The organism is Kribbella sp. NPDC023972 (genome assembly GCF_040639075.1).
Taxonomy (GTDB): Bacteria; Actinomycetota; Actinomycetes; order Propionibacteriales; family Kribbellaceae; genus Kribbella.
On sequence record NZ_JBEZZH010000010.1, the window covers coordinates 40,018 to 53,282 of the forward strand.

A 13,265-nucleotide genomic window follows, 5' to 3' on the forward strand; every position below is an offset into this window, starting at 1 on the left:
TGACCGCGCCGAGGCCGCCATTCAGAGCAGGTTTGAGTCGAGGTGCTGGCTCTGGGAGTACAGCAGGTGGTAGCAGTTGCGGAAGTCGGTGACGGCTAGGCCGCCGGGCTGCAGCCATTGGTCTGCGACAATCCGCCATCCATCTGGTCCAGCGGTGTCGTCGCAGTACCGGGACACCTCGCCAGCGAGCGTTTCGGCGACCTCGGTGTAGCGGGCAGGTCCGGTGACCCAGCGGGTGAAAACCTCGGCGAGCTCGGCCCGTACGTCGGGGTCGACCCGTTTCGACGGCCCCGCTGCCCGGCGGGCCGCGATGTCGTCGCGCAGACCGCTCGCTCGGGATGGTTTGGCGAGGTTCAGGCCGTTCCCGAACAGAATCAGCTGGATCAGCGCCTCCGACTCCAGCTCGATCGCGGCCGCCAAGGCCAGAATCGCCTCGCTCGAGGAGGCGATCACCCGGCGGATCGACACCCGCGGCGACCAGTTCCGCATGCAGGTCGCCGGCACCTGGCACACCGACCGCGGCACAGCCGCCGCCGCCCTCACCAGCCAGCTCGCCGACGTACTGAACGCGCCGCCCGGCCACCGGCCGCCGCAGCCCATCGGCACCCTCGGCGGGTTCGAACTCACCGCCGAGCGCAGCTACCGCGACAGCTCGCCGTACGCGATCATCCGCCTCACCGGCGCACCGACCAGGCCCGTCGACATCACACTCAACGAGACACACACGTCGGCCCCGGGCTCGTCGTTCGCATCGAGAACATGCTCCGCGCACTCGATCGGCAGCTCACCGAAGAACGCGACCGCGTCGAAGAGCTCACCACCGAAATCGACCGCGCCCACGAACAGCTTGGGCAACCGTTCAAACACCGCGACGCCCTGCACCAGGCATACGCCGCCCGGAAAGAGATCAACGACCAGATCGCAGCCCAAGCTGACCCGACTCCCCCACCCCCGGCCGCCGCGGACCCGGATATCGCAGACTCGCTCGCTCTGCTCGCCAGCACCAACCCCGGTGAACCGCCACCGGACAACCCGGCGACGACAGTGACTGTCCGCCCGGAGATCGCCACGTCAACTAATCGTGACAACACCCCAGGGCTCGACTGACGCCTGGGACCCCCAGCGGTTTGTGCACACTGATGTCTTGATGGACGAGCTGCTGACCATGGATGAGGCCGGAACCCGGCTCGGGGTGACGAAGATGACGGTGCATCGGCTGGTGGCCGCCGGCATCCTCACCCGCGCCGATGACACGCGCTGGAAGAACCGGCAGGTGCTCCGATCCAGTGTGGAACGGGTCGCCCTGGAGTGGAGCCGGCGTCTCACCATCGCGGCCGCGGCCGCGATGCTCGGGGTCAGCGTGGACAAGGTCCGAGAACTCGCTCGTACCGGCGTACTCCCCCGGCACCGGTACGGCCCGGGACCGATCGCGATCGACGACGTACAGCACCTGATCGACACCGATGCACTGACTGACCCGGTCCACCGCGGCCGGGTCCCGCTCGCCGCGGCCGCCGAGAAGCTCGGCGACGACCGGGCGCGCCGGCTCGTACGGTCCGGGCGGATCCCGGCGGTGAAGGATGCTCGCGGGCGCTGGTGGCTGCGGCCGGAACACCTCGACCAATACATCAATGCTCGAGCCATGGAGCAGCGGAACCGTCAGTACCAGGCGGAGGGTGACCGTTGATTCCCCGGTGCCCCGGTACAGACCGCGTCGGCCGGCGCGGATGATCAGGAGGCCGGGAGTGGCTCCAGCAGGTGCGGACCGTTGTTGCGCACGCTGTTGACCGCGGTAGACACGGCGTAGATCTCCAGGCTTTCGTCGAGCGGCGGGGCCATCAGCTGCGTGATGTGGTCGACGTCGTTGTTGCGGGGATCAAGCCATTCGTCCCAATTGTCCCGGGTGATCGCCATCGGCATCCGGTCGTGGATCCGCCCGACCGAGTCGGTCGCGGTAGTGGTGATGATCGTGTACGTCGGGACAAGCCGGTCGGGATCGCCCTCCGGCTTCGACTTGTCCGTCCACACCTCGTACAGCCCGGCCAAGGCGAGGGTGGTGTGACCATCGGCCGGCCGCAGCGCGAAAGGCTGCTTCAGCGGTTTGCCGGTCTTCTCGCTGATCTGATCGGTCTCCAGCCACTCGTAGAACGCGTCGACCGCGATCAGCGCCCTGCGCGACTTGAACGCCGTACGGAAGCTGGGCTTCTCGTGAACCGTCTCGGCGCGAGCGTTCACGAGTTTGCTGCCGATCTTGAGGTCCTTCGCCCAAAACGGCACCAGCATGTTGACCGGACTACGAACCGCGCCGCGCACCCGGCGCATCATCTACTGCCGGCGTGGATCCTGTGAGTCTGCGGGAAGCCTGCCTGCGGCTATGGTCGGCGAGTACAGCCACCGCCGGACTGATCCGCACGGCGCAGATGGCAGGTACGAAGACGCCAGCGTTCCGCGGACGTGCCGACACATGTGTCAGTGCACATTGTGCGCTGATCAGGGCGAGGGGATCCGTCACCCCTCAAGCGCGCTCACCGTGAGTCTGTAACGGTGAGTGCCGGGTACGCGATGTAGCAGTTGATGCGCGCCCGGTAAGGGGCCGGTGGTCACGTCATTGTGCGTCACGCGCTACATGCGCGGCGATCAGAACCGGTGCCCGTGGGGGGACACGACATGCCTGGTGCAAGATTCGCACGTATTCGTCAATTGCTGGGCCGTTGTGGCAGTCATGTCGCAGTGCTGGTTTCGGTGGCGCTGATAGCGGCGGCGTTGGAGGGGTCGGGGGTTCCGGCGGTGGCGGACGCGAAACCGAGTTCACCGCCTGCCGCGAATCCTGCACTCAACCGTCAGCCCGCTGTCGCGCCGCCGGACTCGCCGTCACTGCAGGTGATCCAGGTGCGCAGTAAGCGGCTGGTGAAGGCGCAGGGTACGGTGCAACGAGCTCGTGTTGATGCGTCAGCTCTTCGGCCCGCGCAGGGTTCTGCCCGTGGCCATCAACCGAGCCGTGGCAGCGTGCGCCCGACTGTATCTGCGGCGAGCGAGGGAAGCAGCGTTACCGTCTACCCGGTGCCGACGGCGAACAGCGGCCCGCAGGCAGTCGCGGTGACCGCGGATGGTGCGGCCTGGTTCACCGAGACGTCGGCCAAGAAGATCGGACGCGTGGCGGCTGACGGCTCGTTCACCGAGTATCCGCTGCCGAGTTCGTTGAGTCCGTCGGGTATCACCGTCGGCGCCGACGGGAATGTGTGGTTCGCAGCCGGTTACCGGGCGGTCGGCCGGATCACCTCTTCGGGCTCGGTGACGACCTTCCCGACAAGCAACTTCACCAATCCGCGGATGATGACCCTCGGTGCGGACGGCAATGTGTGGTTCAGCGAGCCCGGCTCGTTCGGCAACCGAATTGGCCGAGTGACGCCCAACGGCACGGTGACCGAGTTCGCGATCAACACGACAACCTCGAACACGCCGCAGGCGATCACCGCCGGCCCGGACGGCGCGCTGTGGTTCGTCGAGCCAGGCACGTACCGCATCGGTCGCATGACCACGAGTGGGGCCGTCACCGAGTACCAAATGCCATCGAACAGCAGTCTCAGCGGGATCACGACCGGCCCGGACGGCCGGATCTGGTTCACGACCGGGAATCCGACCGCGATCGGCGCGATGGATATCAACGGCAACTACACGCTGTATCAGTACTCAGGCGGATATGTCCCCAAGAGCATCGCCCAAGACGGTTCCGGCGCGCTGGTGTTCACCGCGACCTGGGCGATCGGCCGGATCACCACCGACGGCGTCGTGTCCTTCACGCCTTCACCGTCCTCGTTGTCCGGGGCGGCGGGTATCGACACCGCGCCGGACGGCACCGTGTGGTTCACGGACTACAACAACAACAAGATCGGCATGCTGACGCCCGGGCCAGCGCAGTTCCCTCCGGGAGTGCCGACGGGCCAGACCTTCGGCTGCGGCGCATGCAACTCCGCCGACGCAGCGCGCCCCCAAGCGTTCCGCGGAGACCCGGTGAACACCGCGACCGGGGCGTTGAGCGAAACCACGACCGACGCGCAACTGGCCGGTCCGGGCGTGCGGTTCAACTTCACCCGCGCCTACACCTCGCTGGACACGACACCGGGGCCGCTCGGCCCGGGCTGGACGCACCCCTACCTCGCCGGTCTGTCGTTCGACGGCAGCGGCAATCCGACGTTCCGTGCCGAGGACGGGCAGCAGGCTCGCTTTACCAAGAACCCAGATGGGTCGTTCTCCGGTGATCCCGGGGTGCACTCGACGTTGACCACCGTGCCCGGCGGCTATCAAGTCGTGGCCCGACACGGGCGGAAGCTGAGCTTCAACAGCACTGGCCGGCTCACGGCGATGAAAGACCGGACCGGCACTGGCCTGACGTTCGGCTATACCGGGACGCTGCTCACCTCGGTCACCGACGCAGCCGGCCGCGTCGTCACGCTGGCCTACGACCCCGGTTCGTCGCTGCTGACGTCATTGACGCTGCCCGGCGGGCGCAGCGTGTCCTACGGCTACACCTCCGGCCGGTTGAGCTCCGTCACCGGCACCCGCGGCGGCGTCACCAGCTACGGCTACGATACCGCCGGGTGGCTGACCACGGTCACCGACCCGGCCGGGCACCTGATCACCCAGAACACCTACGACCCGGCCACCGGCCGGGTCACCGCGCAGATCGACGCGAACGGCAAGACGACCACGTTCGCGTGGAACAACACGACCCAGACGGCGGTCACGACCGATCCCAACGGCGGTGCCTGGACTGATGTGTACGCCGGGAACGTGCTGATCAAGCAGGTTGACCCGCTGGGCGGCATCGCCTACTACACCTACGACACGAACCTGAACGTCACCCGGGTCACCGACCCTGGCGGGCACCGCTGGACGATGACCTACGACGCGGTGGGCAACCTGCTCACCCGTGTGGCCCCGGAGCCGCTGTACTACCGGCAGAGCTGGACCTACAACGCGTTCAACCAGGTCCTCAGCGCCACCGACGGCCGCGGCAACACCACTACCAGCGCCTACGACACCAACGGGCTGCGCACCTCGACGACGGACCCGGCCGGGGACACCACGAGCTACACGCACCGGCCCAACGGGCAGCCGGCCAGCATGACCGATCCGCTGGGCCACACCACCAGCTACGGCTACGACACCGCGCTGAACCTCAGCACGATCACCATCCCCACGGGCGGCATCACAAGCTTCGGCTACGACGCCGCCGGCCGCCGCACGACGATGGTCGACCCCCGCGGCAACATCCCGGGCGGCGACCCGGCCACGTACACCACCCACTACGCCTACGACCCGGCCGACCACCCCACCACGATCACCGACGCGCTCGGCCACGCCACCACCTATACCTACGACGCCAACGGGCGCCGCACTGGCGTGATCGATGCCCGTGGCAAGACCACCACCCTCGCCTACGACCCGGCCGGTCACCTCACCAGCAGCACCGACTCGCTCGGCCACACCACCACCGACACCTACGACCCCGTGGGCAACCGCGCCAGCAGTACCGACGCCGAGGGGCACACCACCAGCTACGGCTACGACGCGGCCAGCCGGCACACGTCAACCACCCGCCCCGACGGCACCGTCTTGTCCTACGGCTACAACCCGCTCGGCCACCAGATCAGCTACACCGACGGGGCCGGACACACCACCGGCTACGTCAACGACGCGCTCGGCCGGCAAACCTCCACCACCGACCCACTCGGCCGACTCACCGCCACCACCTACGACCCCAACGGCAACGCCACCAGCCGGACCAGCCCGGACAAACTGACCACCGGCCACAGCTACGACCCGGCCAACCGCCAGACCTCGAGCAACTACTCCGACGGCACCACCCACGCCGTCAACTACACCTACGACGACGCCGGCCAGCGCCTCACGATGACCGATGCCACCGGCACCACCAGCTACAGCTACGACACGGCCGGCCGCCTGACCGGCACAACCACCGGCAACGGGCAGGCAGTCGGGTACACCTACGACGCCGCCGGCCAGATCACCGGCCTCACCTACCCCAACGGCCAAACCGTCAACCGCACCTACGACGCCGCGGGTCGGCTCACCGGCGTCACCGACTGGAACAACCACACGACAACCATCGGCTACGACACCGTCAACAACCCCACCACCCAGACCTATCCCAACGGCGTCACCACCAGCAGCACCTACGACGACACCAGCCGCCCCATCAACATCACTCACACCGACCCCACCGGCACCACCCTCGCTGGGTTCGCCTACACCCGCGGCAACAACAGCGAACTCACCGCCACCACCACGACCGGAATCACCGCCCCCGCCGAGAACTACACCTACAGTCCGCTGCACCAACTCACCGGCGTCAACACCACCACCTACGGCTACGACAACGCCGACAACCCCACCATCCTCGGCAACATCAGCCTCACCAGCGACAACGCCCACCAACTCACCCAATCCAGCGGCAGTGGGACTGTAACCACCTACGCCTACAACGGGCGCGGCGATCGAATCAGCACTACCACCAGCGGCGCCATCACCCGCTACGGCTACGACCAGGGCAACCGCCTCAGCGCCTTCACACCACCGACCGGCGGCGCGACGAACTACGCCTACAACGGCGACGGATACCGCACCGCCAAGACCACCGGGTCTACGACCACGACGTACACCTGGGACCCCACCTCCGGATCCGTCGCCGACCTGCTCAGCGACGGAACCCACAGTTACATCTACGGGCCTGGGAACCGGCCGCTCGCACAGATCGACAGCGCTGGCAACACGACCTATCTACACGGCGACCAAATCGGCTCCACCCGGCTACTCACCGATGACACAGGACACACCGTCGGCAGCTACACCTACGACGCGTACGGAAAGACCACCAGCCACACCGGAAACACCACCACACCACTCCAATACACCGGCCAATACCAAGACGTGGAAACCGGCCTCTACTATCTGCGTGCCAGATACTATGATCCGGAGACAGTGCAGTTCATCACTCGCGATCCAATCGAACAGCTGACCCGGGCTCCATATGGCTACGTAGATGGCGACCCCCTGAACGCCGTAGATCCGACCGGCCTTTGCTGGTCCCCAATCCAATTTGTCTGCGACGCCGTGAGCTCAATTAGAGCGCCCGACTACATCACCGTCGACGCTGGCGGCGTTATACCGATACTCGGCCCTCTCGGGGCCGGTCCTGCCCTATCAGTAACTGTCACCCGCCACGGTCAAACGTATGTGGCGCCCGGGTTGACTTTAGGAATCGAGGGGGCGTCGGCAGCTGTCCGCGCTGGGTGGATCAATCAGCAAACAACGCCTACCGCCGAAGAGTGTGACGCCTTCCTTCAAGGCTCCGCGGCAAATGTTCAAAGCTACGCCCCAGTGATCGGGCCTGCTGGTCCCGCGGTCGCGGAGACATGGAGCAACGGCAACGGCTTCGCTACCGAGAACTTTGCCAGTGAGTATGGACTCGGATTCGGGGCAGGCCATAACCTAGCATTCACGCCGTCATACGCGTTCCAGCTCGCCGACCATCCTTTGCATTGGTAGCTCAATTATGATTTATCTGACAACAGATCAAATATTGCCAGGATTGATTATCGGTTCTGTATTCGTCGCGATTTCGTGGCTGGGATTGACCGATCGTTATGTGAATCGAGTCGTTGACAGCTTCATAGAACATGGTCGAGCAACGGATCTCGATCGGCAGCTTCACGCACGACGGCTTCGAACGGTGGCCATTGCGGGTATGGCGATGGGCCTATTTGTATTCGGCTACAGCCTCGCCAACCTGCTGTCCGGCTGACGCCGGTCGTTCGTGGGGTCGTTGCATCAGGGCCACTACTCGAGCACGAGTACTTGGGTCGCTCGAGCGCTCAGGCGTCGAGGTCCCCGGCGTTCAGAACAGCAGCGCCGGGGGGCCCAGATCCGTCCAGGACTGCTCGTCGGCTTGCCCCCGCCTCACATGTGCCTCAAAGTGACCGCAATCGCCGCGATCCGGTCGTTCTACGCTTCGTCAGCGAAACCGCCTGCTCGCGACAGCGTCCGCCGGACAAGCGGGTGGTCTGCACTCAGGACTCACCTGATCTGCGGAGACAGGGACAAGTTCGGTAAAAACCCCCACCGGAACAACCGCAACTCCCGCACCGGGTCCTCATCGGCCGCGTCGCTGGCCGCTCGGGCGATCACGACGGGCGCCTTCTTGGTCGGGGCGACGTTGTAGTCGGGTCCTTTCAGCTCGTCGGCGTTCTTGTCGTCGACGACGAACTGCTCGAGCAGGTTCGCTCGGTTGGATGTTGACGCGTATCGACCGCACATGTGTGCCAGCCTGCCACGCCGCACCGACCGTCGGCGGCAGCGGTGAGCCGGTGCACGGCTCCCAGACATGTCCGGCCCTCCGCGGGGAACCTGCTCGCCAGGGCAGCGCCGGCCCGCGGTCCGGCGCAGTCTCAGGTCCCCGGGCGTTGAGACGCCAGCGCCGGGGACCGCCTGACCCCTGGACGGCCCGGCAGAGGACGATCAGCTCAGCCGTCGCCCTCACCAGGAAGGGTCGGAAGGACCTCCGGCGCGCAACTCCGCTCGGAGCGCTGGGGTAGGCGATATCCAACCGTGCAGAATTCTCCCGTCGGTGTGTAGTGCGGTGCGGCTCAGGCCCGATCGAAGCACCTAGCAACGTAATCCGTCGCTCGTTGCCACGTGCTCCCGTCTTGGCTACCACTGCCCAACGCAAACCGCAGAAGGCCAGCCGCCGGATCTGCGGCGGTCCTCTTCAGTTCGATGACCTCGTATGCCGTGATGTCTGGCCCGTTCAGGGCGTCCCGTACCGCGGGGAGCACTGAGAGCGCCAGATTGTCCAGATCCTTGCCCTGCTCTGGAGGAACCACGAGTAAGACCACCTTCAGCGGTACACGCAGCGGTGCAAGTATCGGGAACCGGTCAACCATCGCATCCACGTCCTTGCGAACTGCAGCCTTGAACTGGCGCCCTTCACCCCTGGCGCGCGGCAGCCCCGGCAGCGGTATCGAGAGCGGGCCGGAGAGCAGCATCTCCCTGCGGTTCGCCGCTGTCTGGTCCAGCGCTGTGTAGATGTCAGTAAATGCCGGGGTGCCCGCGTAAGGGCGTGAGGGTGCGCCCACCCCGGCAATCCAATGTGGTGCTCCGGCGAGCACGCGCGTCAGCAGGCCTCCTGCGCTAACCAGCAACTCCTCCTGGTGTCGCGCGTGCTCAAATGTCGCGAGCCATCGGTCTATCTCGTGCCAACCTGCTGGATTCGCATCCGACCTGGCAGGTCGAAGGTCGAAGGTCGGCCGGGGGGTTAGGGGCCAGGAGTACTCGGAGTCGTCAGACAGCGACGTGGTCATCAACTCGTCCGCCACGGTGTCCACGAGCGCCAGGTCTGCTGCGACATCCCGTAGCGGGCGAGCGCAGATCGTTGTGTGGCCAGGTCCGACCGAAGCGTCTGCCGCTCTCCAAAGCCGCACGTAAAGGAGCTTGACTTGCCGATCGTCCTTGTAGAGCACATGCCGTCGAGGTGCCCCGGTCTCGGGCGACACAGCACCGAGCACGTCGAGGAGATGTTTGGCCAACTTGTGCAGACCTGGCGATTGCGGCCGGCTCACCCAGAAAGCGACGTCGACCGCGACTGGCCCCATCAGCGGATACTGATTGACTGCACGCAACTGATCCAGCAGGTCACGCTGTGCCTTGGCTGACCGGGCGCGGCTGCCGCTGCCGCCCTTCTGCTCAGGTTCACTCTCAATGCGCAAATAGCGGGTCCGCAGCCCACGCGAGCGCCAGCCGATCTCACGACCCGCTGCGCTGCTCCAGAAACGATCAACCATCGCTCTCCCCAAGCCGCCCTGGCTCAGAATAGATGCGGAAGGCGACCACCACGCCGACGTCATTCAACGGTTGCTGCGATGTCCCTGGTCACCTCAATGTCGGAAGGTCCTCCGGTTGGAGGTCCGCGCGTAACGCTGGGGGTAGGCGTTATCTGAACTATGCGGTATTCCACGCCGGGCGTCCTCCTGTGCACGATCTAACTGGGTTGTGGATGATGAGAGCGTGCGCGCGTACCTGTCCGACTTGCCCAGATGGGTGGAAGCAGCCCTGGCCGGCGTTCCGTTCGGCATCGCAATGGGCTTGTTCGCCAAGCTTGATGGCGCGGGTTGGCTCGGAGCTGGTTTCGTGGCGTCCAGCGGTATCCCGTTCGGTCTGATGATGGCGTGGTGGGGTCCTCGATGGCGGGGTGAACTCGAGCGGGCGGAGGCCGACGTCCCGCCTGACAAGTTGCAGGTGGCGCGCCGGGCAGCGTCGCGCGGTCCGGTGCCGGAAGACCCGGAGGTTCGGGCGGCCGCGGTCCGAATCGCTTCGGCCGAGCTGACCCAAGCCCTGCGGAACCGCAAGTTCATGCTGCTGTTTGGCGGTGTGGTCTTAATCGCGGTCGTGGGAGCTGCTGCGGAGGGCTCGTTGTGGGCGCTGCTGTACGCGTTCGTGGCCGCAGTGGTGCTGTATTTCCACTGGTACCGGCCTCGGCAGCTTCGACGTCGCATCGAGCTACTCGGCGCGGCCGAAACCGGCAGAGTAGAGCCCTAGCCCTCAAACCTGGCCGCTCGCTCGAAGAAGTAGGAGCATCTGCTGATTCGAGTTCTGCTCGGTTTACCGGCTGAATGTTCTCATCGGAGTTCGGCCTGGTGAGGCGATGCGCTCAGCCACGACGGCGGCGTCACGGTCTCGGGCGGTACGCCGTACCCGGACCGCAACACAGCGCTGACGCTCAGCTGCTGACCTTGCCGTACGGCGGCCGGTTCGCCGGCGCCAGCGAGATGCCCTCAGCCTGTGCCTTCGCCCGGATCGCGTCCTCGCTGCGGCCGAGCTTGATGCTCATCACGCCGGTCGGGGTGTTGCCGTCGGCAAGTTCCCGCAACCTCGCCACATCCTCGGCGGTCCAGTCCTCGCCGTTGTGGCGGCCAGTGGTCGTGTCGGCCATCGGATCTTCCTCCCGTTCGTCGATGGTTGCCCACGGCCCCGGTACCCCGACGTACTGACGCAGACACGCGCCGCGACCGGCGTTGCGCCGCCGGTACGGCCCGCATTGTGGATCACGTGAATGTCGACGCGGCGGTGGTCGAGCTGTACGGGCTGGCGCCCGAACAGTTCACCTCCGCCCGCAACGAGCTCGCCCGGGCCGCACCCGACCAGGTCAACGACCTCACCGAGCTCGGAGAGGAGCTGCGACAAGCGCAGCTGTCCGGCGACGGGGCACGGCTTCGCCAGCTGACCCCGCGCCGCCACAGCCTGGTCCAGCAGTTGGTCAAGACCGCCCGGGCGCTGGCCCGTGAGCAGGGCCGCCCGGTGAGCCAGCAGATCGCGCAGCGGCTGACCGAGACGCTCGACGCCGCTGTGGTCGACCCCGGCGCCGCCCAGCTGCTGCGGTCCGGGCAGCTGACCAGCGCGCTGCGCCACGTCGGGTTCGGCGTCGTCGACGAGACCGGCGGGTTCGCAGAGCTCGCCACGGCACGGCAAACCCGCCGCGGCGCTTCGACCGTCGATGACACGCTGCACAAGCGGCGGGCCGAACTCCAGTCCCGCGCGCAGGAAGCCGAAGACGACTACGCCGCAGCCGAGGCCGAACGAGGCCCGGCCGAAGCGCAACTGGACGCACACGAACACCAGATCGCAGACCTGCAGCCAGCATCGAACGCCTCGCCGAGGAGCTCGAGCAAGCCCGCCAGGCGTTGCGAGACGCCAACCGCCGTACCAGAGCCCTCCAGGTCGACCGGCCCGCACAACCCGCAACGCGACGATCGCGCAGCGCCGACGCGACGCGAACCAGCAGAGACTCACCAACCTCGACAACTGACCTCCGCCGCCGCCTGACTGTGACAGCATCTCGACCGGATGATCCCGCGGGAGGTACAGACACGGATGAGGCTCGGTGACGTCGACGGCCACGGCCGCCACGGGATGCTCGAAGAGACCGACGACGGCCTGGTGTGTCATGAGTGCGGACGCGCGTTCCCCAACCTCGGTCTGCACGCCTGGCGGGGACACGGGATGACGGCCGCGCAGTACCGCGAGAAGCACGGTCTGCAACGGCGGCGCGGACTCGTCAGCAGCGAGCTGCGCACCCGGATCCGGACCAACGCCACAGCCCGCATGGCCACGCCCGCCGGCCAGGCTTTCGCCGCCGCGCGGGATCCCCAACGAGCCCAAGACGCCCGGCTCACCCAATCGCTGGGCTGGCGCGCCGCAGCACACGCAACCAGCAAGACAGCGCGAACCGGCCTCGGCCGTCTCGGCACCGAGGTGACGTGCCAAAACCCCGCCTGCGGGGCGGTCTTCTGTCCCCTGGCCTCGGCTCGGAAGCGCCGGTTCTGCACCCGCAGTTGCGCCAGCGTCTACAACCGCAACGTCAGTCGAGCGGGTTCGGGTGGCAGTTCTGCCCCGGCCGCCACACCCACGTGAGGCCAGACATCGGGCGCTCGTACGTCAGCGCCCATCCCGCCGGATGGTCGGCCGAGCGGCCCATCCGCTGCGCGGCGCGGATGCAGTCGAGGAAGTCCTCCTCGTAGTAGGCCCACCGGTCGTGTGGACCGCCCTGCAGCCGGATGATCGGCCCCCGATCGGTTGCCATCAGAACTGCTCCGCCTGGCGCAACTCAGACTGCGGAATCCACATGAACTTGCCATCCGGTCCACGGACCCGGCCGACCCAGGTTCCCTGCTCCTGAACCCACGCGTCCAAGAAGCCGGCCGGCTGCCACGCCTTCTCCACCGGCTTGGGTGGGTCGACCCGCCGAACCTTGTCCGGTGACCGCGGACCGTATACGTCGTACTGCAGCTCGAGGTCCGCCGCCAACCGGTGCGCGGCATCCTCGGACAACCCGGATCCACGGTTGCCGTTCGCAGCGTTGTCCCACACCGACCAGTCGGCGTCGCCGGACCCGCTGCGCACGTTGAACCGTCCCACCATGACTTCAGCATGCCATACATTCGAAAGCATGTTCCCATGAACTTTGGGGCTGATTTGTGGCAGGGCGGGTCCGCGAAGGGGTGCGTTGTTCGGGCACAGGCACGTCGGGCTCCGGATACTCGCGCAGGAACGACGCCAGCGCCGCCGGAAACACTCGATGCATGGCCGAACCCCACCGCTTCGAACTCTTCGTGTACGTCTACGCGGTCGAAGCCACCGTCGAAACCTTCCGCGCCGCCGGCTACCCAGTCCTCCAAGAACCCCCACCATGC

Annotated in this window: 14 protein-coding genes; 6 read left to right on the plus strand and 8 right to left on the minus strand. The window is 66.6% G+C overall.

What is annotated here, in order from left to right:
- Positions 1-21 precede the first annotated feature (21 nt).
- Together AB0F43_RS31045 and AB0F43_RS31050 are read right to left on the minus strand one after the other, a co-directional pair.
- Positions 22-627: a hypothetical protein gene (locus tag AB0F43_RS31045; RefSeq protein ID WP_360484818.1), complete on the minus strand. Its 606-nt coding sequence runs from the start codon at positions 625-627 to the stop codon at positions 22-24.
- Between the two features lie 12 nt (positions 628-639).
- Complete coding sequence (locus AB0F43_RS31050) at positions 640-867, minus strand: hypothetical protein (RefSeq protein WP_360484821.1); 228 nt, start codon at positions 865-867, stop codon at positions 640-642.
- A 277-nt stretch (positions 868-1,144) separates the two neighbouring features.
- Here AB0F43_RS31050 and AB0F43_RS31055 point away from each other — a divergent pair, with 277 nt between their 5' ends.
- Positions 1,145-1,687 (plus strand): helix-turn-helix domain-containing protein, encoded by a 543-nt coding sequence (locus AB0F43_RS31055; RefSeq protein WP_360484824.1) that lies wholly within the window; start codon positions 1,145-1,147, stop codon positions 1,685-1,687.
- 44 nt (positions 1,688-1,731) lie between these two features.
- Here the strand turns inward: AB0F43_RS31055 and AB0F43_RS31060 are convergent, their stop codons facing one another.
- Positions 1,732-2,283, minus strand: a complete 552-nt coding sequence (locus AB0F43_RS31060; protein WP_360484827.1) for an SOS response-associated peptidase — start codon at positions 2,281-2,283, stop codon at positions 1,732-1,734.
- A gap of 777 nt (positions 2,284-3,060) precedes the next feature.
- On the opposite strand from AB0F43_RS31060, the gene AB0F43_RS31065 reads away from it, so the two are divergent.
- Together AB0F43_RS31065 and AB0F43_RS31070 are read left to right on the plus strand one after the other, a co-directional pair.
- The gene (locus AB0F43_RS31065; RefSeq protein WP_360484830.1) at positions 3,061-7,569 is read left to right on the plus strand and encodes an RHS repeat-associated core domain-containing protein; all 4,509 of its coding nucleotides are present in this window, start codon (positions 3,061-3,063) and stop codon (positions 7,567-7,569) included.
- Between the two features lie 7 nt (positions 7,570-7,576).
- On the plus strand, positions 7,577-7,825 hold the full coding sequence (locus AB0F43_RS31070; RefSeq protein ID WP_360484833.1) for a hypothetical protein: 249 nt from the start codon (positions 7,577-7,579) through the stop codon (positions 7,823-7,825).
- A gap of 272 nt (positions 7,826-8,097) precedes the next feature.
- On the opposite strand, the gene AB0F43_RS31075 is transcribed toward AB0F43_RS31070, so the two are convergent.
- Positions 8,098-8,337: an SOS response-associated peptidase family protein gene (locus tag AB0F43_RS31075; protein WP_360484836.1), complete on the minus strand. Its 240-nt coding sequence runs from the start codon at positions 8,335-8,337 to the stop codon at positions 8,098-8,100.
- A gap of 329 nt (positions 8,338-8,666) precedes the next feature.
- Positions 8,667-9,860, minus strand: coding sequence for a hypothetical protein (locus AB0F43_RS31080; protein ID WP_360484839.1), 1,194 nt, complete (start codon positions 9,858-9,860; stop codon positions 8,667-8,669).
- Positions 9,861-10,083: 223 nt separating this feature from the next.
- Between AB0F43_RS31080 and AB0F43_RS31085 the strand changes: the two genes are divergently transcribed.
- Positions 10,084-10,614 (plus strand): hypothetical protein, encoded by a 531-nt coding sequence (locus AB0F43_RS31085; RefSeq protein WP_360484842.1) that lies wholly within the window; start codon positions 10,084-10,086, stop codon positions 10,612-10,614.
- 181 nt (positions 10,615-10,795) lie between these two features.
- Here the strand turns inward: AB0F43_RS31085 and AB0F43_RS31090 are convergent, their stop codons facing one another.
- Positions 10,796-11,008, minus strand: coding sequence for a hypothetical protein (locus AB0F43_RS31090; RefSeq protein WP_360484845.1), 213 nt, complete (start codon positions 11,006-11,008; stop codon positions 10,796-10,798).
- A 107-nt stretch (positions 11,009-11,115) separates the two neighbouring features.
- Here AB0F43_RS31090 and AB0F43_RS31095 point away from each other — a divergent pair, with 107 nt between their 5' ends.
- Both AB0F43_RS31095 and AB0F43_RS31100 read left to right on the plus strand, forming a co-directional pair.
- Positions 11,116-11,898 (plus strand): hypothetical protein, encoded by a 783-nt coding sequence (locus AB0F43_RS31095; RefSeq protein ID WP_360484848.1) that lies wholly within the window; start codon positions 11,116-11,118, stop codon positions 11,896-11,898.
- Positions 11,899-11,946: 48 nt separating this feature from the next.
- Positions 11,947-12,486 carry a MucR family transcriptional regulator gene (locus tag AB0F43_RS31100; RefSeq protein ID WP_360484851.1) on the plus strand — a complete coding sequence of 180 codons (540 nt, stop codon included), beginning with the start codon at positions 11,947-11,949 and terminating at the stop codon, positions 12,484-12,486.
- Here AB0F43_RS31100 and AB0F43_RS31105 read toward each other — a convergent pair.
- Both AB0F43_RS31105 and AB0F43_RS31110 read right to left on the minus strand, forming a co-directional pair.
- Positions 12,434-12,655 (minus strand): hypothetical protein, encoded by a 222-nt coding sequence (locus tag AB0F43_RS31105; protein WP_360484854.1) that lies wholly within the window; start codon positions 12,653-12,655, stop codon positions 12,434-12,436. The genes AB0F43_RS31100 and AB0F43_RS31105 overlap by 53 nt on opposite strands.
- Positions 12,655-12,993 carry a hypothetical protein gene (locus AB0F43_RS31110; RefSeq protein WP_360484857.1) on the minus strand — a complete coding sequence of 113 codons (339 nt, stop codon included), beginning with the start codon at positions 12,991-12,993 and terminating at the stop codon, positions 12,655-12,657. The genes AB0F43_RS31105 and AB0F43_RS31110 overlap by 1 nt, the downstream gene beginning before the upstream one ends.
- Positions 12,994-13,265 lie beyond the last annotated feature (272 nt).

What these genes read in the sequence shown, in the direction of transcription:
- AB0F43_RS31060 (WP_360484827.1), bottom strand. Translation starts at nt 2,283, where the DNA reads ATGCTGGTGCCGTTTTGGGCGAAGGACCTCAAGATCGGCAGCAAACTC.
- AB0F43_RS31070 (WP_360484833.1), top strand. Translation starts at nt 7,577, where the DNA reads ATGATTTATCTGACAACAGATCAAATATTGCCAGGATTGATTATCGGT.
- AB0F43_RS31075 (WP_360484836.1), bottom strand. Translation starts at nt 8,337, where the DNA reads ATGTGCGGTCGATACGCGTCAACATCCAACCGAGCGAACCTGCTCGAG.
- AB0F43_RS31080 (WP_360484839.1), bottom strand. Translation starts at nt 9,860, where the DNA reads ATGGTTGATCGTTTCTGGAGCAGCGCAGCGGGTCGTGAGATCGGCTGG.
- AB0F43_RS31090 (WP_360484845.1), bottom strand. Translation starts at nt 11,008, where the DNA reads ATGGCCGACACGACCACTGGCCGCCACAACGGCGAGGACTGGACCGCC.
- AB0F43_RS31100 (WP_360484851.1), top strand. Translation starts at nt 11,947, where the DNA reads ATGAGGCTCGGTGACGTCGACGGCCACGGCCGCCACGGGATGCTCGAA.
- AB0F43_RS31105 (WP_360484854.1), bottom strand. Translation starts at nt 12,655, where the DNA reads ATGGCAACCGATCGGGGGCCGATCATCCGGCTGCAGGGCGGTCCACAC.
- AB0F43_RS31110 (WP_360484857.1), bottom strand. Translation starts at nt 12,993, where the DNA reads ATGGTGGGACGGTTCAACGTGCGCAGCGGGTCCGGCGACGCCGACTGG.